This is a genomic window from Microbacterium sp. S1037, assembly GCF_048381605.1.
In the GTDB taxonomy this organism is placed as follows: domain Bacteria; phylum Actinomycetota; class Actinomycetes; order Actinomycetales; family Microbacteriaceae; genus Microbacterium; species Microbacterium testaceum_B.
This window is the reverse complement of the sequence record NZ_JBLWIG010000003.1, coordinates 681,690-701,875: the sequence shown is the minus strand read 5'-3', so window position 1 is coordinate 701,875 and position 20,186 is coordinate 681,690. Positions and strand designations below refer to the sequence as shown.

Sequence of the window (20,186 nt, the reverse complement as noted above, 5' to 3'; positions counted from 1 at the left end):
GATCTGGCATCCTGTGTCTGTCATGCCAGACAACACGCGACCGCAGGTACCCGCCGCCGATCAGACGCTGCGGATCCTCTCGCTGCTCGCGCGCCAGCCCGGGCCGATCGCCGCGCAGACGATCGCGGCGTCACTCGGGATCCCTCGCTCGAGCACCTATCACCTGCTGGCGACGCTTGAGCAGCACGGATACGTGGTTCACCTGCCCGGCGACCGCCGCTGGGGTCTGGGCACCGCGGCGTTCGAACTCGGCGGCGGCTACGCCCGACAGCAGCCGCTCGCCCGATTGGGCCGCCCGCTGCTCGCCGCGCTCTCCGATCGCGTGGGCGAGAGTGCGCACCTCGCCGTGCTGGCCGGACGCGACGTGCTCTACATCGTCGAGGAACGCGCTCCGCACCGCCCGACGCTCGTCACCGACGTGGGCGTGCGACTGCCCGCGCACCTCACCGCAACGGGTCGCGCGATGCTCGCGGCGCTCCCCCGCGAGCAGGTGCGGGCGCTGTTCCCGGATGCCACGGCCCTCACCCAGCGTCACGGCACAGGCCCCGCGACCCCGCGTGAACTGCGCGAGGTGCTCCGGCTCGTGAGAGCCGACGGCTACGCGAGCGAGAACGGCGAGATCACGCCCGGATTCCGGTCCGTCGCCGCCGCGGTGCTCGACCACGCCGGGTGGCCCGCCGCGGCGGTGGCGATCACGTGGCCCGCCGACGGCCCCGCCCGCGATGCCGATGCGCTGGCGTCAGCGGCATCCGGAACCGCCGCCGAGCTCGCCCGCCGCATCGGCCGGCACGCCTGAAACCCGGCGCAGCGCAGGTTCGCGGCATGACGCGAGTCTTGGGGCGCGTTCTGCCGTTCGGGGCGTGATCTTCCGCGCCCCGAACGGAAGATTCCGCCCCAACCACCCGGCCGACCCGCGGGGAACGCCTCAGCGCACGACCAGCCGCGGCTCCACCAGCACGTGGGCACCGCCGGCGACGGCGGCGCGCGGGGCGACCACCGTCCCGTTCTCACCCATGAGCAGATCGAGAGCACCGGATGCCACGCGCTCGGGCAGCTGCTCGACACTCGAGAGTCCGAGCGCCTCGGCCGCGGGCGTGTTGTCGAAGCCGACGATGGTGACGTCGTCGCGCCCGGCGAGCGTGGCCGCGAGGTGGGCGCCGATCGCGAGGGAGTCGCTCGCGCAGACGATGCCCGTGACGCCGGAGTCTGCGGCCAGGCCCGCGGCAACGACATCGCGCGCGGCCCCGACGTTCTCTTCGACGACCCACCGCGGACCGTCGGCCACCGTCTCGCGCCAGCCGCGTTCGCGGTCGTCACCCGTTCCCGAACCCGCGGGCCAGCCGAGGAAAGCCACGCGGCCGCCGCCGCGCGCGAGGGCGTGCGCCGTCGCCGCCCTGGTTCCCGCGGCGCCGTCGACGTCGACCCAGAGGTGCGCCGGGGCCTCGACGTCGTCCTCGCCCCACGGGCGACCGAACGAGACGAACGGCAGGTTTCGCGCGGTCAGCCACCCGGTGCGCGGGTCGCCGTGGAAGGTGCCGGTGACGACGACGGCATCCACCTCTCCCCCTTCGAGCAGATCGCCGAGCCGCGCGATCTCCTCCTCGGGCGTGCGCGCCGCGTACAGGAGCACTCGCATGTCACGGTCGCCGGCACGCTCCGTGAGGGCGTGGACGAAACGGTCGAGGACGACACCCGAGATCCCGCCCGCGTAGGGATCGAGATGGATGCCGATGGTCGAGCTGCGGCGGGTCCGCAGGCGTCGCGCGGCGGCGTGGGGCCGGTAGCCCAGCTCGGCGATGGCCGCTTCCACGCGCAGGCGCGTCGCTTCCTTCACGATGTCGGGGGTGTTCACGACGTTCGATACCGTCTGCCGCGAGACGCCCGCGACACGGGCGACATCGTCGACGGTAGGCGCTTTCGCCACGCAGTCCCCCCTCGCTGCTCGACCCCGGCGGCGCGCGCCGCCCGACCGTCAGCCTAAGGCGCACGACAACCACTTGACAGGCGCGACCGGCCTTTCGTACGGTGGTCGCATCAAAGTTTGAACGTTCAAACTTTGACCCTCCGATCACATGCGGAGGGGTCGCATGCCTCATCGAAGGAGAGAGACACATGACACGGCATCCAGCCCGCCTCTGGCTCACCGCGGGCGCCCTGCTCGCCACCGGAGCACTCACGCTCACCGCCTGCGGCTCGGGCTTCAACGACAGCCCCGGCGAGGGGCAGGCCTCCGGAAGCGGAAAGCTCAGCATCCTCATCGGTTCCTCCGGCGACGCCGAGACCAAGGCCGTCACCGACGCGGTCGCGGCGTGGAGCGAGAAGTCCGGCGTCCAGGCCGAGGTCCAGACCGCCAACGACCTCCCCCAGCAGCTCTCGCAGGGCTTCGCCGCGGGTTCCCCGCCGGATCTCTTCTACCTCGCGCCCGAAGCCCTCGCCGGCTACGCGGCGAACGGGTCGATCGCGGCGTACGGAGACGATCTCGAGAACAAGAGCGACTTCTACCCCTCACTCGTCGACAACTTCACCGTCGACGGGAAGTTCTACTGCGCTCCCAAGGACTTCTCGACCCTCGCGCTCATCATCAACACCGACCTGTGGTCGGCCGCCGGGCTCACGGATGCCGACATCCCCACGACGTGGGACCAGTTGGCATCCGTCGCCCAGAAGCTCACCGCGGACGGGCGCGTCGGTCTGGCCTTCGGCGCCGAGTACCAGCGCGTGGGCGCGTTCATGGCGCAGGCGGGTGGCGGCCTCGTCACCGACGGCAAGGCCACGGCCGACAGCTCCGCGAACGTCGAGACGCTGACCTACGTGAAGACCCACCTGAACGACGGCAGCTTCGCGTTCGCCTCCGACGTGGGAGCCGGCTGGGGTGGCGAAGCCCTCGGCACCCAGAAGGCCGCGATGGTGATCGAGGGCAACTGGATCACCGGCGCCATGAAGGCCGACTACCCCGACGTGAAGTACACCGTCGCCGAGCTTCCCGCCGGCCCCGGCGGCAAGGGCACGCTGCAGTTCACCAACTGCTGGGGGCTCGCCGCCGACAGCGGCAACCAGGAGCAGGCGCGCGACCTCGTCCAATACCTGACGAGCACCGACCAGCAGCTCGCGTTCTCGAAGGCCTTCGGACCGATGCCGTCGATCCAGTCCGCGGCTGACGCGTGGTCGTCGGCCAACCCCGACCAGACCGCCTTCCTCGCGGGAGCTGCGTACGCGCAGTTCCCGCCGAACATGGCCGGAGCCGCCGACGTCATCACCGACTTCAACGCGCAGCTGGAGTCGCTGAAGACGGGTGACCCGCAGGCGCTGCTGAAGACGGCGCAGTCCAACCTCGAGGCCATCGTCAAGTAATCGACATGAGCGCTCTCTCCACCGCGCCTCGCCGCGCCGGGTCGTCCTCCTCGGGGATCCGGCGCGGCGAGGCCGCCGCCGGCTGGCTCTTCACCGCTCCCGTGTTGATCATCCTGGGCGTGTTCCTGCTCGTCCCCGTGCTGATGGCGCTCTGGGTGAGCTTCTCGGACTGGACCGGGCGTGGCAGCCCCTTCTCGTCGAACGTCGGCTTCGTCGGCCTCGACAACTACGCCGCGGTCACCACCGGCGGCGGCCTCGCCGAACGCGACTTCGGCACGGCCCTGCGCAACAACGCCTGGTACGTCCTGCTGGTCGTGCCGCTGCAGACGGCGCTCTCCCTCTTCCTCGCTGTGCTGGTCAACCGCGCGATCCTGCGCGGTCGCGGCTTCTTCCGCACCGCCTTCTACTTCCCATCGGTGACGAGCTCGGTCGCGATCACGGTGCTCTGGCTGTTCCTCTTCTCGTCGTCCGGAGCCATCAATGAGGTCCTGTCGTGGCTCGGCATCAATGGACCGAACTGGTTCAGCGACCCCTCGGGAGTCGTACACAACCTCCTCGGCGCCGTGGGCGTCACGAGCGGCCCGACTTTCCTCACCGACAACACGCTGCTCGGCGTCTCGTGGTGGGACTGGCTCGCCGGTCCCTCGGTCGCGATGTCGGCGTTCATCCTCATGGCCGTGTTCACGACCTCGGGCACCTTCATGCTGTTGTTCATCGCGGGCCTGCAGAACATCGGCGGCGACGTGCAGGAGGCCGCCATGATGGACGGTGCGAACGGGTGGCAGCGCTTCTGGCGGGTGACGCTCCCCCAGCTCAAGCCCGTGCTGTTCACCGTGCTGACCCTGGGCCTCATCGGCACCTGGCAGGTGTTCGACCAGATCTACACCGGCACGCAGGGCGGCCCCGGAAAGACGACCCTGACCCCCGCCTACCTCAGCTACTCCGCCGCGTTCCTCTCGCAGCAGTGGGGGCAGGGGGCCGCGATCGCCTTCGTGCTGTTCGTCATCATCGTCGCTCTGACGATCCTGCAGCGCTTCGTCCTGCGCGACCGCCCGGTCTCACGTCGACGCATCCGGCAGTACGAGGTGCCGACCACCGTCCAGAAAGCCACCGCAACCGCGAAGGGAGGCACGCGATGACCGCCACGGCATCCCCGCAGACGACCGTGCTCGCCGAGCAGCGGCTCGCCGGTCCCGCACGCCCCGCGAAGCACCGTCTCTCGCGCAAGGCTCTCGGGTGGCAGATCGGCCTCTACGCGCTGCTCATCGTCCTCGCCCTGATCTACATCTATCCCTTCCTCGTCCAGGTGGCGACATCGTTCAAGACGGATGCCGCGGCCGCGGCCGATCCGATCTCGCTGACGCCGCAGCCCTTCACGTGGGCGGCCTACGAGCGGCTGTTCCTGAACTCCGACTTCCCCGTGTGGTTCGGCAACTCCGTCGTGGTGACCGTTTTCGTCACCGCGGGCCGGGTGTTCTTCAACTCGCTCGCCGGCTATGCGCTCGCGCGCCTGCAGTTCCGCGGACGCGGGATCGTATTCGCGGGTCTCGTCGCCGTGATGGCAGTCCCCACCGTCGTGCTGCTGATCCCGAAGTTCCTCGTGATCAACCAGCTCGGCATCTACGACTCGTACGCCGGCATGATCCTTCCGCTCCTCGTGGATGCCGCCGGTGTCTTCATCATGAAGAACTTCTTCGAGTCGATCCCGCCGTCCGTCGAGGAGCAGGCGCGCATCGACGGGGCCGGCACGTTCCGCATCTTCTGGTCGGTCGTGCTGCCGATGGCGCGACCCGCGCTCATCACCATCGTCATCCTGTCGTTCCAGGGCTCGTGGAACGAACTGAGCCACTTCGTCATCTCCACCCAGTCCCCCGAACTCACCACCCTGACCAAGGGCGTCGCCTCGCTCGCGAGCGGCCAGCTCAGCCAGGGCAGCCAGTTCCCCCTCAAACTCGCGGCCGCCGCCATCATGACGATCCCCGTCGCCGTGGTGTTCTTCATCTTCCAGCGCCGCATCATGAACTCCAGCGAAGGAGCCGTCAAAGAATGACCACCGCCCCCACCACCTCACCGGCCGGGACGACCACCGAGACCACTCCCCTGCAGCCGCTCCTCGACGACGCGGTGATCGTGCTGCGCGCCCCCACCCAGGTGTGGTCCGACACCACGGGCGACATGGGTGCCGCCCCCGTGCACGGGGTCTACCACGGCGACGTGCGGCACGTACGCTCGCTCTCGCTGACCTGCGACGGCTCCCCGGTCGAATGGATCTCGGCCGCCCCCGACGGCACCTCGCGCCTCGTCCTCGGCGGACTGCTCCGCGGGCTCGACGACACGACCCCCGACCCGAAGGTGCGCCTGCTCCGCGACCGCCGCGTCGCCGACGGGCTCGTCAGCGAGACCTGGACCCTGCGCTCCCGCGTCGACCGGCCGATCTCGACGACACTGCGCCTCACGCTCTCGCCCGAGTTCGCCCAGCTGCACGAGGTCAAGTCCGGGCACGCGCACGCCCGTGACACGGTCGTCGACATCGACGGCGACCGTGTCACGGTCGACGCCGGCGCGCAGGGCCTCGAACTCGCGGCTCCGGGGGGCCGCGTGGCATCCGGTCCCGAGGGGATCGAGGCGCGCTGGGAGGTGGAGGTCCCCGCTTTCGGCACCGCCGAGGTGGCCTGGACCCTCACCCTCCGCGACGACACCCTCGTCGTGGGGGCGGCGACCGCGCCGGCCCGGTGGGATGCGGCCGCGGTGGCGGCGAGCTCGCCCGACCCTCGCCTCGGTCGCTGGGTGCGCACCGCCCTGGACGATCTCGACGCCCTCCGCCTCGTGCTGCCCGAGCATCCCGACGACGAGTTCTTCGCCGCGGGTGCCCCGTGGTTCTTCACGCTGTTCGGACGCGATTCGATCTGGGCCGCGCGCCTCGCTCTTCCCCTCGACAGCGAGATCGCGGCATCCACTCTCCGCGTTCTCGCGCGCCTGCAGGGCACCGACGACGACGCGCAGACGGCGCAGGAGCCCGGCAAGATCCTGCACGAGCTGCGGGCGTCCGCGCTCGAGATGCCCGGTGAGGGCATCGTGCTGCCCCCGAAGTACTACGGGAGCGTCGACTCGACACCGCTGTGGATCTGCCTGCTCGGCGACGCGTGGCGTGCGGGCATGCCCGTAGCCGAGGTGCGCGAACTGCTGCCGGCGCTGCGCGCCGCGCTCGGCTGGATCCGCGACCACGGCGACAGCGACGGCGACGGCTTCCTCGACTACATCGATCGCCTCGGCACCGGGCTGTCGAACCAGGGGTGGAAAGACTCCGGGGATTCGATCCAGTGGCGCGACGGTCGCCTCGCCGAGGGCCCCATCGCCCTGTGCGAGGTGCAGGCCTACGCGTACGAGGCGGCTCTCGCCGGCGCCGCTCTCCTCGAGGAGTTCGGGGAAGGAACGGATGCCGCCGACGCGGCGTTCTGGCGATCCTGGGCCGCCGATCTCAAGGCGCGCTTCGCCGAGGCCTACTGGGTCGAGACCTCCGAGGGGCGCTACCCGGCTGTCGCCCTCGACCGCGCGAAGCGCCCGGTGGACACGCTCACCAGCAACATCGGCCACCTGATCGGCACCGGCGTCCTCGAGCCCGAGGAGGAGGAGCACGTCGCTGCGCTGCTGCTGGGCGAGAGCATGTCGACGGGGTACGGCATCCGGACCATGTCGACGGATGCCGACGGCTACTGGCCGCTGTCGTACCACGGCGGCAGTGTGTGGGTGCACGACACCGCGATCGCCGCCCATGGGATGCTCCGGGCGGGGCTCCGCGACGACGCCCGAGCGGTGGTCGAGGGGCTGCTCAACGCCGCGGAGGGCTTCGCCTACCGGGTTCCCGAGCTGCACGCGGGCGACCCGCGCAGCCACTCGTCGGTGCCGACCCCCTACCCCGCGGCCTGCCGCCCCCAGGCCTGGTCGGCCGCCGCCGCGGTGGTCTGCCTGACCGCGCTCACGCCTCACGCCTGACCCCGCGCGCCGCCTCCGCCCACCCCTCCCCCTCTGGTCCGGAGCGCGCCGCTCGGTTTGGGGCACGCGATTCCGTTCGGGGCGCGACATTCCGCGCCCCAAACGGAAGAACGCGCCCCAAACCCGGGGGCCCGGCTCAGTCGACCTTCGCGACCGTTCCGCCGGTCAGGCGCACCAGCTCGTCGAACGTCAGGGGGAACACGGTGTGCGGGGTGCCGCCCGCCGCCCAGATCTCGGGGAACGCGGCCAGGTCCTCGTCCACGATCGTGGTGAGCGGCGCGGGGTGCCCCGTCGGGGCGACACCGCCGATCGGCTGACCCGTCGCCGCGAGGACCTGCTCGGGCGTCGCTCGGCGGATGGTGCCGCGTCCCAGGCGTTCGGCCAGCCCTCTCGTATCCACCCGGTGCGCTCCGCTGGTCATCACGAGGAGGGGCTCGTCGTCGCTCCAGAACACGAGGCTGTTCGCGATCGCCCCCACTTCGATGTCGAGGGCCGCAGCCGCCAGGGCGGCGGTGGAGGCGGCATCCGGAAGGACGATGATCGTGCCCGCGATGCCGGCGGACTCCAGCGATGCGGCGACGAGACGGCTGCGAGTGGGGAGGGCGTCGGTCATGCCCGACAGCCTAGAGCCACGCGCGCCGCGGCCCGTCCGGCGGAGTTCTCCCCCGACACGCCCGCCGCGGCAGCTCCCAAACGGCGTGTCGCCCGCCATCTCCGCGTGACGGCACACCGACGGGCGCGCCGCCCTCGCGCCCGGAGCGCGCGCGAGTCAGAATGGAGGACGGATGCCGCAAAGCCGCGGCACCCGGAGAGCGCCACCCACAAGGTGGCCGACGACAAGGATCGCGATGACCCACGCCCTGCCCCTGCCCGATTTCGCCCACGAACGCGTGGAGGTGGTGACGGGAAGCCGCAGCGGCCTCTTCATCGCCGTCGCCCTCCACTCATCGGTGCTGGGCTCCGCTCTCGGCGGTGCCCGCCTGTGGACCTACCCCACCTGGAGCGACGCACTCGGCGACGCTCTCCGCCTCTCGGCGGCGATGACGCTCAAGAACGCCTCGGCGGGCCTCGATGCCGGGGGCGGGAAGTCGGTCATCGGCCTGCCGCCGGGCAGGGTGCTCGACCCCGACCGACGCCGCGCCGCGTTCCTCGATCTGGGTGACGCCGTCGAAAGCCTCGGCGGTCTCTACCGCACCGCCGAAGACGTCGGTTCGACCACCGACGACATGCTCGTGGTGAGCGAGCGAACCTCCCACGTCGTGGGTCTGCCCGAGGCGGGCGGCGGTTCCGGCGAACCCGCCGGGCCGACGAGCCTCGGCGTCTACGCCTCACTCATCGCCACCCTCGAGCGGAGTGTGGGCGTCCGCGACGTCGCCGAACGCCGCATCACCGTGGCCGGACTCGGCCAGGTCGGCGGCCGACTCGCCGCCCGCCTCGCGTCCGAGGGCGCCGTACTCACGGTCACCGACGTGAATCCCGCCAAGCGCGCGCTCGCCGCCGAGCTCGGGGCCGCGTGGGTCGAGCCGCACGAAGCACACCTGGTCGCCGCAGACGTCTTCGTCCCCGCCGGGATCGGCGGCGTGCTGACCGACGAGGTCATCGATGCGTTGGACGCCCGCGCGGTCTGCGGCCCCGCCAACAACCCGCTCGCGGATCGATCCGGGGCCGACCGGCTGGCGCAGCGCGGCATCCTGTACGCACCCGACTTCGTGGTGAACGCCGGCGGGGTCATCTACCTCGACCTCGAGGCCAAGCAGCGCGGAACCCGCGACGAGATCATGACGCGCGTGGCGGGTATCGGCGACACCCTCCGCCGGATCTTCGACGAAGCCGAATCGCGCGGAGTCACACCGCTCGCCGCCGCCGAGGGAGTCGCCGCGGAGCGCCTGCGCGAAGGCGCCAGCTCGGGCGCACTGGTCTGAACACGAAGAATCCGGATGCCGCGCTCTCGCGGCATCCGGATTCTTTTCGGTCAGTGTGCGGCGTCGTACGCCGAGAGAACAGCGGAGGAAATGCGACCGCGCGGATTGATGGAGTGCCCATTCTTTTCCGCCCAGGCACGCACATCCGCGAGGTCTCGAGAGGAAGGAGCACGGCCGCGCGAAGCGCGATGTGCGGCATGGTTCGATGAGCCGATCGAGCGCGCCGCCGTCGTGAACGGTTCAATTGCCTCGCGCAGCTTCGCGGCATTCTTCTCGGAGAGATCGATCTCGTAGGCGCGACCCTCGAGAGAGAATGTGATCGTCGATCCGCTTTCGAGGACGGAACCGTCGAGATCGTCGATCAGCTGTGTGATGTGCTTCTTGGCCATGCCGCGATCATAAGACCGGCGTTATGGAGCCACGGGGCGAAAGAATGGTAATTCACCCCTCGACTAACCCGCCGATCGGAACACATCTCCTCACCCCTCTGAGCGAGAAGCACCGCCCTCAATCGCACCGATCCGGCGGTCCTCATCGTGCGTGAGTTCGTTCGAGAGGAATTCGTCGTCGGTAGGCAGGTGAAGCGCGAATCGCGCATACGCGGATACCCGCAGAACCGCCTCACGGATGGAGATCTCCAGAACATGTCCGCCGAGAGCGCGGTCCTCGCTGAGGAAATGCAGGTGCAGACCCGCAACGGTGATGCCCTGATAGAGGCCCGGCATCCAGAACCCCACGACCGTTCCGCGCACGTCGTGCGACACGGTCTCGATCTGCTCCGCGGTGACCTCGGCGAGACGTCGGAACGGCGGTTGTTCGCGCGGCGTGAGGCGCGTGCGAACCCGCGCCACGACGCCGTCCAGGCGGATCGCGTGGAACAGGTTCCGGCTGACGAGGACGCCGTCGATCTCCGCCGCGAGCGCCGGTCCGTCGAGGTCGCGGACGGCGCGGGAGAGCGGTTCCCCGAAAGAGCACATGTCGAGGAACGGCATGGTCTCGTCGTCGCTCATACGACGCGGAGGCCCGTCCGTGGTGCACGCGAAGAATTCGCCGTCGAGCACGATGACCTCGCCACCGAATCGCTCGCAGCATCCGATGCCGGTATCGCCGAGGGCGCGCGCGTCGCCCACGGTGATACCGGTGGAATACAACCCACCCAGAAGGGCGTCGAGAGCGGCGAATTGCGTGACGACACCCGGGTTGATCACTGCTGCGGGGCGAATGTCCCCCGGCACGATCAGGACTGGGCGGCTGAATACGCTTCGAGCACCGCGGCGGGAACGCGACCGCGATCGCTCACCGTGTGCCCGTTCGCCCGCGCCCACTCGCGCACCGCGCCGAGGTCCAGGTCGTTGTCGCGGCGTGCGGCACGAGGGCGACGCGAGGTGGTCGTCGTCCGCGAGACCGAGCGCGCGGCGTCGACGAAAGGAGCGATGGCGTTGTAGAACTTATCCGCGTTGCGGTTCGACAAATCGATTTCGTAGGCACGACCTTCGACGGAGAAGGTGATCTGCTTTCCTTCGCCCTCTTCGAGAACGGAGCCGTCGAGATCGTCAACGAGGTGAGTGATGTGCTTGATTGCCATGATGCATAAAACGCTACACCTTTTACGCAATTGACAGCGACATTCAAGAATGTGGTACACCCTGTCGCTCATCTTCAGGGGGGCGATAGGCACGAGCGACGAGAAGCGCTATCCTCCCCCGTGGCGTTCGCACCGAGAGCGCCCGTTAGGAGAGTTGCGCGTGAGCCTATTCCGCACGAAGTCGGTCGAGCAGTCGATCGCCGACACCGACGAGCCGGAGTTCCGGCTGAAGAAGTCCCTCAGCGCCGTCGACCTCACCGTCTTCGGGGTAGGCGTGGTGATCGGCGCCGGTATCTTCACCCTCACCGGGCGCGCGGCGCACGACGTCGCCGGTCCCGCCGTCGTGATCAGCTTCGTCATCGCGGCGATCGCCTGCGGCCTCGCGGCGATGTGCTACGCCGAGTTCGCGTCCACGGTGCCCGTCTCGGGCTCGGCTTACACGTTCTCCTACGCCTCGCTGGGCGAGCTCTTCGCCTGGATCATCGGGTGGGACCTGATCCTCGAGATGTTCCTCGGCGCGAGCGTCGTCGCGCAGGGCTGGAGCGCCTATCTCTCGGCTTTCCTGCAGCAGCTCGGCGTCGTCCTGCCTGCGGGCATCAGTTCGGGGGGCGTCGTCGACGTCCCGGCCATCCTCCTGGTGCTCGTCTTGGGCGGCCTGATGACGATCGGCATCAAGGAATCGCTGCGGGTGAATCTCGTCCTCGTCGCGGTGAAGTTGTTCATCGTGCTGTTCGTCATCATCGCGGGCATCATGTTCATCGCCCCGGCGAACTACGACCCGTTCATCCCGGCATCCGTCCCGACCGAGTCGACCTCGGGCCTGACCCAGCCTCTGCTGCAATTCCTCTCCGGATTGCAGCCGGCGACGTTCGGCGTCGGCGGCATCCTCGCGGGTGCGGCCCTCGTCTTCTTCGCCTACATCGGCTTCGATGTCGTCGCGACGACCGCCGAAGAGACGAAGAAGCCGCAGCGCGACCTCCCGATCGGCATCATCGCCTCGCTCGTCATCTGCACGATCCTCTACTGCGCGGTCGCGATCGTCGTGACGGGAATGGTCCCGTACGACCAGCTCAACCCGAAGGCCGCGCTGGCCGAGGCCTTCGCCTTCCACGGCCAGACCTGGATGGCCACCGTCATCGCCGCGGGCGCCGTCGCGGGCCTCACCACCGTCGTGCTCACGCTGCTCATCGGAGCCACGCGCATCATCTTCGCCATGTCGCGCGACCGACTCCTGCCGGGCGCTCTGGCGAAGGTGCACCCCCGCTTCCGCACCCCGTGGGTCATCTCGATCATCGTCACCGCGGTGGTGGCGGTCGTGGCCGGCCTCACGCCGGTCGGCATCCTCGAGGAGATGGTCAACATCGGCACCCTCTCGGCCTTCGTGCTCGTCTCGATCGGCGTGGTGGTGCTGCGCCGGACGCGGCCCGACCTCAAGCGCGGATTCCGCGTCCCGCTGAGCCCGGTGCTTCCGATCCTGTCGGCGGCGATCTGCACCTACCTGATGCTCAATCTCTCGGTCGAGACGTGGTTGCGCTTCCTCATCTGGCTGGCGATCGGCTTCGCGATCTACTTCGCGTACTCGCGCCGGCACGCGCGCGTGGGACTGCAAGACGTCACGCCGCACGTCATCACTCCACCGAAGAACTGATCGGTCCCGGATGCCAGGGCCCCGGCGGACACCGTTCCGCCGGGGCCCTGCTGCCTCGATGAAGCAGACGGCGAGACCACACGCGATACGTGCGCGATATGTCCCTCCCCCTAGGGTGAGAAGCGTCCATCGACGACGATCACCGCTCCGGGGGGTTTCATGGGGATCGCACGCACCTGGGTTTTCCCGATTCTTCGTCTGCTTCTGGTCGCGCTGGTCGCGGCCGCTCTGATCAAGCTGGCGTTCTTCCCGGATCGGCCGGCCGACGCGTCTCCCGCCGAGCCCACGGGCGCGATCGTCGAGCCGCGCGTTCCGGCAGCGCTCGGGACGATCACGAACGACGTCGTCGTCACGGCGGCCGTGGCGGCCGACCCGGCGGTTCCGGTGAAGTCCACCGCCGGTGGGGTCGTCAACAGGATCTTCATCACGCAGGGGTCGGCGGTCAACCAGGGCGACGTCATCTTCAACGTCAAGGTTCCGATCGAGCGTGATCCTGCCGACAGCGTGGACGAGGAGGGCAAGCCGAAGCCCGCGATCTTCCGCTACGAGGACGTGACGGCGCCCGCGGGCGGAACACTCAGTTCCCTCGCGGTGCTCGAGGGCCAGGACGTCACGGTCGGCATGGCGGCGGGGAACGTCGCTCCCCCGACCTTCTCGGTGACGGGGACGCTCGAGGCCGCGCAGCAGTACCGCCTCCTCAACCGACCCACCGAAGCCTCGGTCGCCATCACCGGCGGACCCGCACCCTTCACATGCACGAACCTGCGCCTGGTCACGCCTCTCGCGGGAAGCGCCGGCGACGGGGAGTCGACAGCCGGCGGCACCTCCTCCTCGGGCGGCGGCTCCGGGACGACGGTGACGTGCGCCGTCCCCGGCGAGGTCACCGTGTTCGCCGGGCTCGCGGCCGAGATGACCATCGCCGGCGGTAAGGCCGAGAATGTGCTCGTCGTCCCGACCACCGCCGTCCGCGGGGCCGCCCAGAGCGGGACGGTCTGGGTGTCGACGGCCGACGGCGCGACCGAGGAGCGCCCCGTCGCCCTCGGCCTGACGGACGGGACCCAGGTCGAGATCACGCAGGGATTGACCGAGGGCGAAGAGGTGCTCGAGTTCGCCCCCGGCGCGATGGCGGGATCGGGCGCGGGAGACAACTGCACCACGTACCCCGATGGGACGATGTTCTGCGAGTCGGTACCGGCGTCGTGAGCCTCCTCCGACTCGAGGACGTCACCCGCACCGTGATCCCTCCGGATCAGCCCGCCCTGACGATCCTCTCCGGGGTGAACCTCACCATCGAACCGGGCGACCACGTGTCGATCGTCGGCCGCTCCGGCTCGGGGAAGTCCACCCTGCTCAACCTGCTCGGTCTGCTCGACCTTCCCACCAGCGGCGTGATCAGCTTCGACGACCGCCCGGTGAAGAGCTACTCGAGCGCTCGACGCGACCGCTTGCGCGGCGCCTCCATCGGCTTCGTCTTCCAGCAGTTCAACCTGCTCGCGGGACGCACGGCACTCGAGAACGTCACGATGCCGTTGCTCTACTCGTCGGGACGGACGTTCTGGCAGCGCAAGCGGATCGCCGCCGAGATGCTCGAGTTGGTTGGTCTCGGGCACCGGCTGAACAGCATGCCCGACCGCCTGTCCGGCGGAGAGCAGCAGCGCGTCGCGATCGCCCGTTCCCTCGTGCGCGGGCCGCGCCTGATCCTCGCCGACGAGCCCACGGGCGCCCTCGACCTCGACACCGGCCAGAGCGTCATGGAACTGATCGACGACGTCGCCGAACGCACCGGCGCGGCGCAGGTCGTCATCACGCACGACCCGATGATCGCGCGGCGCGCGCGCCGGCACTTCCGCCTGGACCGCGGCATCCTGACGCCCGTGGACGATCCCGCGTTCGAGCCGCTCACACGGCGCGAGATGCGCGAGATGGCACCGGTCGAGCCGAGCGGTGACGCGGCTGAAGACGAAGCCGACGTGCTCGACATGTTCGCCGATGATCGGAGGGAGTCCTGATGCGCGGGCTCACCGGCTTCGTCGGGGCCCTGCTCGAGGCCTGGCAAGAGGTGCGCGTGCACCGCACGCGGGTGCTCCTCTCGCTCATCGGCGTCGCCGTGGCCGTGTGCTCGCTGACCACGGTGGTCGCCCTCGGCGCAATCGTGCAGCAGGCGAACCAGGAGCTCAGCGAACGTCAGGGCGGCAGGCCCGCCACCCTCTACGTCTCGGCGTTCCGTCTGGACGGGGCGATCGACCCTGCGGACATGGATGCCGCGTGGAGCAAGGTCCTCGAGCGCTACGACATCTCCTACGCGTCGCGTGTGCAGAACACCGTCCAGATGGTCCCGTTCGCGACGGGCGCGGTCCAGGTCGGTACGCAGGCCGTCGACCAGCCTTTCGGAGAGATGCACCGCGTCCAGCTGACCGAGGGCTCGTGGTTCTCGCCGACCGACGAACAACAGCTCGCACCGCGGATCATCGTGAACGAGGTCTTCTGGGACCGCATGGGCCGACCGCCGCTCGAGAGCCACCCGGTTGTGGCGCTCGGTGGGGACGGCGTCCCGGGCGCGGCATCCGGAATCCCCGCCGGAGGCACGCTCGCGGTGGTCGTCGGAGTGACTCCCGCCAGCACGTGGGAGACCGAGCCGACGATGATCATGCTCGCGCGGCACGCGGAGGCGATGCAGAAGGCCGCCACCGGTGAACGCGGGTCGGCGGCCGCGGCCGCGGACCCGTACGGCGGCGGCGGAGCACCGCAGAGCCAGTACGAGATGTGGGTGCCGCCCGAGCTCGCAGACGCCCTCACGGCGGCCGTCACGCGCGACCTGCAGGCCGCCCTCGGCGAAGGCACCAAGGTGAACGTGTCGCGGCAGGACTGGGCGCAGTACGGCAACGACCCGTTCCTGGTGACGAAGCTCGTGGTGATCGGGATCGCGGTGCTCGTCCTCCTGCTCGGCGCGCTGGGCCTGGTCAACATCGCCCTGGTCACGGTCAAGCAGCGGGTGCGCGAGATCGGTATCCGACGCAGCTTCGGAGCGACGGCGGGTCGGGTCTTCTTCGCCGTGATGATGGAGAGCGTGGTCGCCACGGTCGTCGCGGGCGCCCTCGGCGTGGTGGCGGCGATCCTGATCGTGCAGTCACCGGCGATGCGCGACCTCGTCGGTCAGGGCATGGTCAGTGACTTCCCGCCCTTCCCCGTGGATGCCGCGATCGTCGGCCTCGTCGCGGCCACCGCGGTGGGTGCCCTGGCGGGACTGCTGCCGGCCCTCGTCGCGGTGCGGGTCAAGGTCATCGATGCGATCCGCTACTGACGTCCGCGCGGGAGCCTCGCCGCGCGGCGGAGCGCCCGATAGGTTCGGAACGTGACCGACTCCTCGAGCGCCGTGCCGCCGCCCTCCGCCCTGCCCGACGGGGTCGCTCCCCCGACCCCCACCGATTCGCTCCCCGCGATGGACATCACGGGCCTCGTGAAGCGGTTCGGCGAGAAGGTCGCCGTCGCCGGTCTCGACCTCCGCGTCCCCGCGGGGTCGTTCTACGGCCTGGTCGGCCCCAACGGTGCCGGGAAGACGACGACGCTGTCGATGGCGACGGGCCTGCTGCGTCCCGACGCCGGAACGGTGCACATCCACGGCGTCGACGTGTGGGCGCAGCCGGTGGAGGCCAAGAAGCTCATCGGCAACCTCGCCGACGGAGTCCGGCTCTTCGACCGGCTCACCGGCGAACAGCTCGTGACGTACACGGGCATGATGTTCGGCCTCACGCGCGACGAGGTCGCCACGCGCACGGCCGACCTCCTGCGCATCATGGACCTGACCGAGGCCGCCGGTACCCCCGTCGTGGACTACTCCGCGGGCATGACCAAGAAGGTCGCCCTCGCCTGCGCCCTCGTCCACGCGCCGCGTCTGCTGGTGCTCGACGAGCCCTTCGAGTCGGTGGATCCCGTGTCGGCCGCTAACATCGAGGACATCCTCCGCGGCTACACCGCCTCGGGCGGCACGGTCATCGTGTCGAGTCACTCGATGGACCTCGTGCAGCGCATGTGCGATCACGTCGCCGTCATCGCTCAGGGCCGACTGCTGGCATCCGGAACCGTCGACGAGGTGCGCGCGGGCAAGACCCTGCAGGACCGCTTCGTCGAGCTCGTCGGCGGACGCCACCACGCGGAGGGGCCGCAGTGGTTGCGACAGTCCTGAGAATCCGTTTCCGCGTCCTCGGCAACACCCTCGCGCGCAGCCCGATGCAGTTGGTCGGGTTCATCTTCGGCGTGCTCGGCGCGCTGTGGATGCTGCTGTTCGCCGCGGTCGGGTTGTTCTTCGCCGGCACCCTCGAATTCGACGTCGCTCGATCGATCGTCACCGGGGCGGGAGCCGTGCTGATCCTCGGATGGGTGCTCGGTCCGATCTTCGCGACCGGGGTCGACACGACCCTGGATCCCGCGAAGCTCGCTCCGTTCCCGATGACCACGACGCAGATGATGATCGCGATCACCGCCGGCGGGCTCACCGGCGTCGGCGGCCTCGCGACCGTCGTCGGCAGCCTGCTCACCTTCCTCGTGTGGGTACATGAGCCGGTAGCGGCGATCGCCGCGATCGTGTGCGTCCCGATCGCGGTGCTGATCTGCGTCGTCGCCTCGCGGACCGTCGCCGCCCTGGCATCCGGGATGGGCGGCGGACGCCGCACGAAGGAACTGATCGGGCTTCTCGCATTCGCGCTGGTGATCTTCGCGAGCCCGATCCTCATCGGCATCCTGAACGCGGTGCAGTCCGCCACCGCCCAGGGCCTGCAGCTGCAGTCACTCGTGGGCGCGATCTCCTGGACGCCGATCGGTGCCGCCTGGGCCGTGCCCGGCGACCTCGCGACCGGCTCGTGGCTGACCGCGATCCTGAAGTTCGTGATCGCCCTGGCGACCCTCGGCATGCTGTGGGTGCTGTGGTTCCGCAACCTCTCGGCATCCGTCATCGCCCCGCCTGCCCGGTCGACGGCGAAGCGCAAGACGGGATCGCTCGGCTGGTTCGGCGTCATGCCGTCGAACCCCGTCGGGGCGACCTGGGCCCGCTCGCTCACGTCGTGGACCCGCGATCTGCGCTACATCCGGCAGCTGCTGCTCATCCCGTTCGCGCCGATCCTCGTGCTCATCTACTCCCAGTGGGACGTCAGCGGACCGTTCTTCGCCCTCTCGGGCCTGCTGGTCGGGTTCTTCGCGGGGGTGCTCCCCTACTCCGACATCTCGTACGACGGCACGGCTTTCGCGACCGTCATGCAGACCGGCATCCGGGGCCGCGCCGATCGGCTCGGGCGCACACTCGGCGTCGCGAGCATCACGCTCCCGCTCGTCGTGCTCGCCGATCTCGTCACGATCGGGATCTCGGGCCGGTGGGACCTGCTCCCGCCGGTGCTCGGCGCCTCGCTCGGACTGACCCTCATCGGCTTCGGCATCAGCGCGGTGAGCTCGGCGTTCCTCGTGGTGCCCACACCGGCCCCGGGCGACTCGCCGTTCAAGCGCGTGCCGGGCTCGTCGTTCTCGATGTTCCTGACGTTCTTCGCGTGCTGGGCCCTCGTGGCCGTCATCGGCCTGCCGACGGTGATCCCTGCCGTGATCGCGACCTTCTCGGGATCGAGCCTCGCGGGTTGGATCGCGTTCGTCGTGGGCCCCGTGCTCGGCCTCATCGTGCTCGCGGCCGGAGTGGTGCTCGGCGGGAAACGCTTCGACGTCAACGCGCCGAGCCTCCTCGCGCAGTTGCGGTCGTTCCAGGGGGCGTAAGCGGGGAGGATGCCGTTCGCCCGGCGCCGGCGTTCGACCCAAACGAGCTCGGTACGGACGTCAGGCCGACGAGGGGCCCGCTCCTCGGAGGGCCTGATCGACGACGATTTCGCAGTAGTTCTCCGCGGCGAGCGGGTCCTCGTAGGGCGACGGCGCGAAACCCATCAGGGTTCCGACCAGCGCTGAACCCGTGATCGCCTGCAGCAGCACGTCGGCGTCGCAGTGATCCGACAGCTCTGCTCGCTCGATGGCCGCGAGCACCAGACCGCGGTTGCCGACGTGGATGACCGTGCGCAACCGCTCGAAATACTGGTCGAAGACGGCGGGCTGGGATGCCCGTTCGGCGCTGACGCGGAGCACGAAGCTGCCCTGGTCGGAGAACATCAGTCGCAGGACCGACAGAGCGATCTCGCGAAGGTGATCGCGGATGTCCGTCCCGTCGGTCTGAGCGGGCTCGAGCACGTGAGAGCGGAGAGCCTCGTCCAAGATGTCGTCTGGTGACGCCCACCGACGGTAGATCGCGGGCTTACCCACACCCGACTCCCGGGCGATGGCGTCGAAGGTGAGACCCGCTCGGCCCGACGCCGCATAGACGCGTTGCGCCGCGATCAACACCCTCGCGTTGATCTCAGGATCACGAGGGCGGCCGGTTCGCTGTCGAGTCTCCGCCACGCGGTCCACGATACCGAGGGCGGTCTCGACGACGCGTCCGCCGTTGCGGGGTGCGGAAGAACGGTCTACCGTCACTTACGTACGATATGCGTACGTAAGTGACGAAGGAGTCGACAATGACCACCACCCTCCCTCCCTCCGGCGCGGCGAACGCGCCGTTCGTCCTCACCGAGGAACTTCTGTGGGGCGATGTCTCGAGATGGCGACGGTTCGGCGAGGTCGTTCCGGCGGGAAAGTCCGTCGCGGCCGACGGCTCCATGGATCACGGACTGTTCGGTCCGGGGTCCGTCACGTGGAAGGTCGTTCTGCATCCCGCGATCATCGTGTTCGAAAGCCCCGCTCAAGCGGTGCTCCAGTTCCTGTACAAGCCCATCACGGCCGGCATCCGGGATGCCGATCCGATGTCGCGTCGTGCGAGGTCAGGGAAGTTCACGTGGTTCGACTTCTTCGAGCGGTTCCAGCGCAACTCGGGAATGCACGCGCCGATGTGGCTGGGCGACACCGAGACCGCGACCCGGATGGCAACGCATCTGCATCGCATCCACGGTCACGTGCAGGGTCCGGTCATCGACCCGGACGATTCGTCGCTCGGTGGCTACGCCGCGGCCGAACCCCGCGATGCGATGTGGGCCGCGATCACGGAGATGCATGCGATGCTGCTCGCGTACGAGAACCTCGCCTGGCACGGTGACGAACCTCCGCGCCCTCTCACACCGGAAGAACGCGACCAGTACGTTGCCGAGATGGCGCCCTACCTTCGGCTCGTGGGCGCCGAGGAATCCGAGATCCCGTACAGCATGGCCGAACTCGACGCGCTCTACGAGAAGTACGCGCCCTACTTCGGCCATCGCGAGAGCGTCTTCCGCGATCTCGAGACGGGCGTCAACATGATGGTGCAGTACCGGCAGGTGGCGGAGAAGAACTGGCACCCGAGCCACGCACTCGCCACGGACGTCCTCGCTGAGACCTACAACGATTGGCACGACGTCATGCCGGCGATCCTCCCCGAAAGGCTGCAGCTCGCCGCGGGACGCAGCCCGGAGCAGATCAGCGCATCGGAGCACACGATCCGCGCACGCGAGGGAGACATCCGCGCGATCCAGAGCCCCGAGAACGAGGCGCGGATCATGAAGCTCCTCTGGGGACCGGACGGGGTGGACTTGATCACCAGCGCTCGGCAGTTGGACGAGCGGTTCCGCGCGACGGCGTGAGGATCGGGCGGCGATCGATTCGCGGGCGGGCGCAATCCCGCTTTGGTCGATCG

At 69.5% G+C, this 20,186-nt stretch carries 19 protein-coding genes; 13 read left to right on the top strand and 6 right to left on the bottom strand.

The features are described from left to right. Positions 1-22: 22 nt before the first annotated feature. The gene (locus ACMW4R_RS18395) at positions 23-796 is read left to right on the top strand and encodes an IclR family transcriptional regulator (RefSeq protein WP_418300617.1); all 774 of its coding nucleotides are present in this window, start codon (positions 23-25) and stop codon (positions 794-796) included. A gap of 129 nt (positions 797-925) precedes the next feature. Here the strand turns inward: ACMW4R_RS18395 and ACMW4R_RS18390 are convergent, their stop codons facing one another. Next, on the bottom strand, positions 926-1,924 hold the full coding sequence (locus ACMW4R_RS18390) for a LacI family DNA-binding transcriptional regulator (protein ID WP_058595069.1): 999 nt from the start codon (positions 1,922-1,924) through the stop codon (positions 926-928). 188 nt (positions 1,925-2,112) lie between these two features. Here ACMW4R_RS18390 and ACMW4R_RS18385 point away from each other — a divergent pair, with 188 nt between their 5' ends. The 4 genes from ACMW4R_RS18385 to ACMW4R_RS18370 are packed head-to-tail and all read left to right on the top strand — an operon-like array spanning position 2,113 to position 7,344. Beyond that, positions 2,113-3,351: a sugar ABC transporter substrate-binding protein gene (locus ACMW4R_RS18385; RefSeq protein ID WP_418300616.1), complete on the top strand. Its 1,239-nt coding sequence runs from the start codon at positions 2,113-2,115 to the stop codon at positions 3,349-3,351. A 5-nt stretch (positions 3,352-3,356) separates the two neighbouring features. Continuing rightward, positions 3,357-4,490, top strand: coding sequence for a carbohydrate ABC transporter permease (locus tag ACMW4R_RS18380; RefSeq protein ID WP_418300615.1), 1,134 nt, complete (start codon positions 3,357-3,359; stop codon positions 4,488-4,490). Next, positions 4,487-5,401, top strand: coding sequence for a carbohydrate ABC transporter permease (locus ACMW4R_RS18375; RefSeq protein WP_058613445.1), 915 nt, complete (start codon positions 4,487-4,489; stop codon positions 5,399-5,401). Before ACMW4R_RS18380 ends, ACMW4R_RS18375 begins: the two co-directional genes overlap by 4 nt. Then, a complete protein-coding gene (locus ACMW4R_RS18370) occupies positions 5,398-7,344 on the top strand; it encodes a glycogen debranching N-terminal domain-containing protein (RefSeq protein WP_418300614.1) in 1,947 nt (648 codons plus the stop codon). The genes ACMW4R_RS18375 and ACMW4R_RS18370 overlap by 4 nt, the downstream gene beginning before the upstream one ends. A 136-nt stretch (positions 7,345-7,480) precedes the next feature. On the opposite strand, the gene ACMW4R_RS18365 is transcribed toward ACMW4R_RS18370, so the two are convergent. Beyond that, a complete protein-coding gene (locus ACMW4R_RS18365) occupies positions 7,481-7,957 on the bottom strand; it encodes a YbaK/EbsC family protein (RefSeq protein WP_058595064.1) in 477 nt (158 codons plus the stop codon). 235 nt (positions 7,958-8,192) lie between these two features. On the opposite strand from ACMW4R_RS18365, the gene ACMW4R_RS18360 reads away from it, so the two are divergent. Next, positions 8,193-9,266 (top strand): Glu/Leu/Phe/Val dehydrogenase dimerization domain-containing protein, encoded by a 1,074-nt coding sequence (locus tag ACMW4R_RS18360; protein ID WP_418300613.1) that lies wholly within the window; start codon positions 8,193-8,195, stop codon positions 9,264-9,266. A gap of 50 nt (positions 9,267-9,316) precedes the next feature. On the opposite strand, the gene ACMW4R_RS18355 is transcribed toward ACMW4R_RS18360, so the two are convergent. The 3 genes from ACMW4R_RS18355 to ACMW4R_RS18345 all read right to left on the bottom strand — a co-directional run bounded on the left by ACMW4R_RS18355 (position 9,317) and on the right by ACMW4R_RS18345 (position 10,851). Continuing rightward, on the bottom strand, positions 9,317-9,655 hold the full coding sequence (locus ACMW4R_RS18355) for a histone-like nucleoid-structuring protein Lsr2 (RefSeq protein ID WP_418300612.1): 339 nt from the start codon (positions 9,653-9,655) through the stop codon (positions 9,317-9,319). A 90-nt stretch (positions 9,656-9,745) separates the two neighbouring features. Then, a complete protein-coding gene (gene budA, locus ACMW4R_RS18350; protein ID WP_058627513.1) occupies positions 9,746-10,501 on the bottom strand; it encodes an acetolactate decarboxylase in 756 nt (251 codons plus the stop codon). A gap of 2 nt (positions 10,502-10,503) precedes the next feature. Further along, a complete protein-coding gene (locus ACMW4R_RS18345) occupies positions 10,504-10,851 on the bottom strand; it encodes a histone-like nucleoid-structuring protein Lsr2 (protein WP_058627514.1) in 348 nt (115 codons plus the stop codon). A gap of 160 nt (positions 10,852-11,011) precedes the next feature. On the opposite strand from ACMW4R_RS18345, the gene ACMW4R_RS18340 reads away from it, so the two are divergent. The 6 genes from ACMW4R_RS18340 to ACMW4R_RS18315 all read left to right on the top strand — a co-directional run bounded on the left by ACMW4R_RS18340 (position 11,012) and on the right by ACMW4R_RS18315 (position 18,250). After that, entirely contained in the window at positions 11,012-12,499 is a 1,488-nt protein-coding gene (locus ACMW4R_RS18340) for an amino acid permease (protein WP_058595059.1), read from the top strand. Positions 12,500-12,658: 159 nt separating this feature from the next. Then, on the top strand, positions 12,659-13,702 hold the full coding sequence (locus tag ACMW4R_RS18335) for an efflux RND transporter periplasmic adaptor subunit (protein WP_058595058.1): 1,044 nt from the start codon (positions 12,659-12,661) through the stop codon (positions 13,700-13,702). Continuing rightward, positions 13,699-14,508: an ABC transporter ATP-binding protein gene (locus ACMW4R_RS18330; protein ID WP_058595057.1), complete on the top strand. Its 810-nt coding sequence runs from the start codon at positions 13,699-13,701 to the stop codon at positions 14,506-14,508. The genes ACMW4R_RS18335 and ACMW4R_RS18330 overlap by 4 nt, the downstream gene beginning before the upstream one ends. Further along, on the top strand, positions 14,508-15,800 hold the full coding sequence (locus ACMW4R_RS18325; protein ID WP_418300611.1) for an ABC transporter permease: 1,293 nt from the start codon (positions 14,508-14,510) through the stop codon (positions 15,798-15,800). Before ACMW4R_RS18330 ends, ACMW4R_RS18325 begins: the two co-directional genes overlap by 1 nt. A 138-nt stretch (positions 15,801-15,938) precedes the next feature. Further along, positions 15,939-16,682 (top strand): ABC transporter ATP-binding protein, encoded by a 744-nt coding sequence (locus tag ACMW4R_RS18320; protein ID WP_058614160.1) that lies wholly within the window; start codon positions 15,939-15,941, stop codon positions 16,680-16,682. Beyond that, the gene (locus tag ACMW4R_RS18315; protein ID WP_418300610.1) at positions 16,664-18,250 is read left to right on the top strand and encodes a hypothetical protein; all 1,587 of its coding nucleotides are present in this window, start codon (positions 16,664-16,666) and stop codon (positions 18,248-18,250) included. Before ACMW4R_RS18320 ends, ACMW4R_RS18315 begins: the two co-directional genes overlap by 19 nt. 60 nt (positions 18,251-18,310) lie before the next feature. Here the strand turns inward: ACMW4R_RS18315 and ACMW4R_RS18310 are convergent, their stop codons facing one another. After that, positions 18,311-18,997 carry a TetR/AcrR family transcriptional regulator gene (locus ACMW4R_RS18310; RefSeq protein WP_058614112.1) on the bottom strand — a complete coding sequence of 229 codons (687 nt, stop codon included), beginning with the start codon at positions 18,995-18,997 and terminating at the stop codon, positions 18,311-18,313. Between the two features lie 41 nt (positions 18,998-19,038). Between ACMW4R_RS18310 and ACMW4R_RS18305 the strand changes: the two genes are divergently transcribed. Continuing rightward, positions 19,039-20,133 (top strand): oxygenase MpaB family protein, encoded by a 1,095-nt coding sequence (locus ACMW4R_RS18305; RefSeq protein ID WP_418300609.1) that lies wholly within the window; start codon positions 19,039-19,041, stop codon positions 20,131-20,133. Positions 20,134-20,186: the final 53 nt, after the last annotated feature.

Excerpts from the sequence above, each read along its gene's own strand:
- ACMW4R_RS18395 (WP_418300617.1), top strand. The coding sequence starts at position 23 with ATGCCAGACAACACGCGACCGCAGGTACCCGCCGCCGATCAGACGCTG.
- ACMW4R_RS18385 (WP_418300616.1), top strand. The coding sequence starts at position 2,113 with ATGACACGGCATCCAGCCCGCCTCTGGCTCACCGCGGGCGCCCTGCTC.
- ACMW4R_RS18380 (WP_418300615.1), top strand. The coding sequence starts at position 3,357 with ATGAGCGCTCTCTCCACCGCGCCTCGCCGCGCCGGGTCGTCCTCCTCG.
- ACMW4R_RS18375 (WP_058613445.1), top strand. The coding sequence starts at position 4,487 with ATGACCGCCACGGCATCCCCGCAGACGACCGTGCTCGCCGAGCAGCGG.
- ACMW4R_RS18370 (WP_418300614.1), top strand. The coding sequence starts at position 5,398 with ATGACCACCGCCCCCACCACCTCACCGGCCGGGACGACCACCGAGACC.
- ACMW4R_RS18365 (WP_058595064.1), bottom strand. The coding sequence starts at position 7,957 with ATGACCGACGCCCTCCCCACTCGCAGCCGTCTCGTCGCCGCATCGCTG.
- ACMW4R_RS18360 (WP_418300613.1), top strand. The coding sequence starts at position 8,193 with ATGACCCACGCCCTGCCCCTGCCCGATTTCGCCCACGAACGCGTGGAG.
- ACMW4R_RS18355 (WP_418300612.1), bottom strand. The coding sequence starts at position 9,655 with ATGGCCAAGAAGCACATCACACAGCTGATCGACGATCTCGACGGTTCC.
- ACMW4R_RS18345 (WP_058627514.1), bottom strand. The coding sequence starts at position 10,851 with ATGGCAATCAAGCACATCACTCACCTCGTTGACGATCTCGACGGCTCC.
- ACMW4R_RS18335 (WP_058595058.1), top strand. The coding sequence starts at position 12,659 with ATGGGGATCGCACGCACCTGGGTTTTCCCGATTCTTCGTCTGCTTCTG.
- ACMW4R_RS18325 (WP_418300611.1), top strand. The coding sequence starts at position 14,508 with ATGCGCGGGCTCACCGGCTTCGTCGGGGCCCTGCTCGAGGCCTGGCAA.
- ACMW4R_RS18320 (WP_058614160.1), top strand. The coding sequence starts at position 15,939 with ATGGACATCACGGGCCTCGTGAAGCGGTTCGGCGAGAAGGTCGCCGTC.
- ACMW4R_RS18305 (WP_418300609.1), top strand. The coding sequence starts at position 19,039 with ATGACCACCACCCTCCCTCCCTCCGGCGCGGCGAACGCGCCGTTCGTC.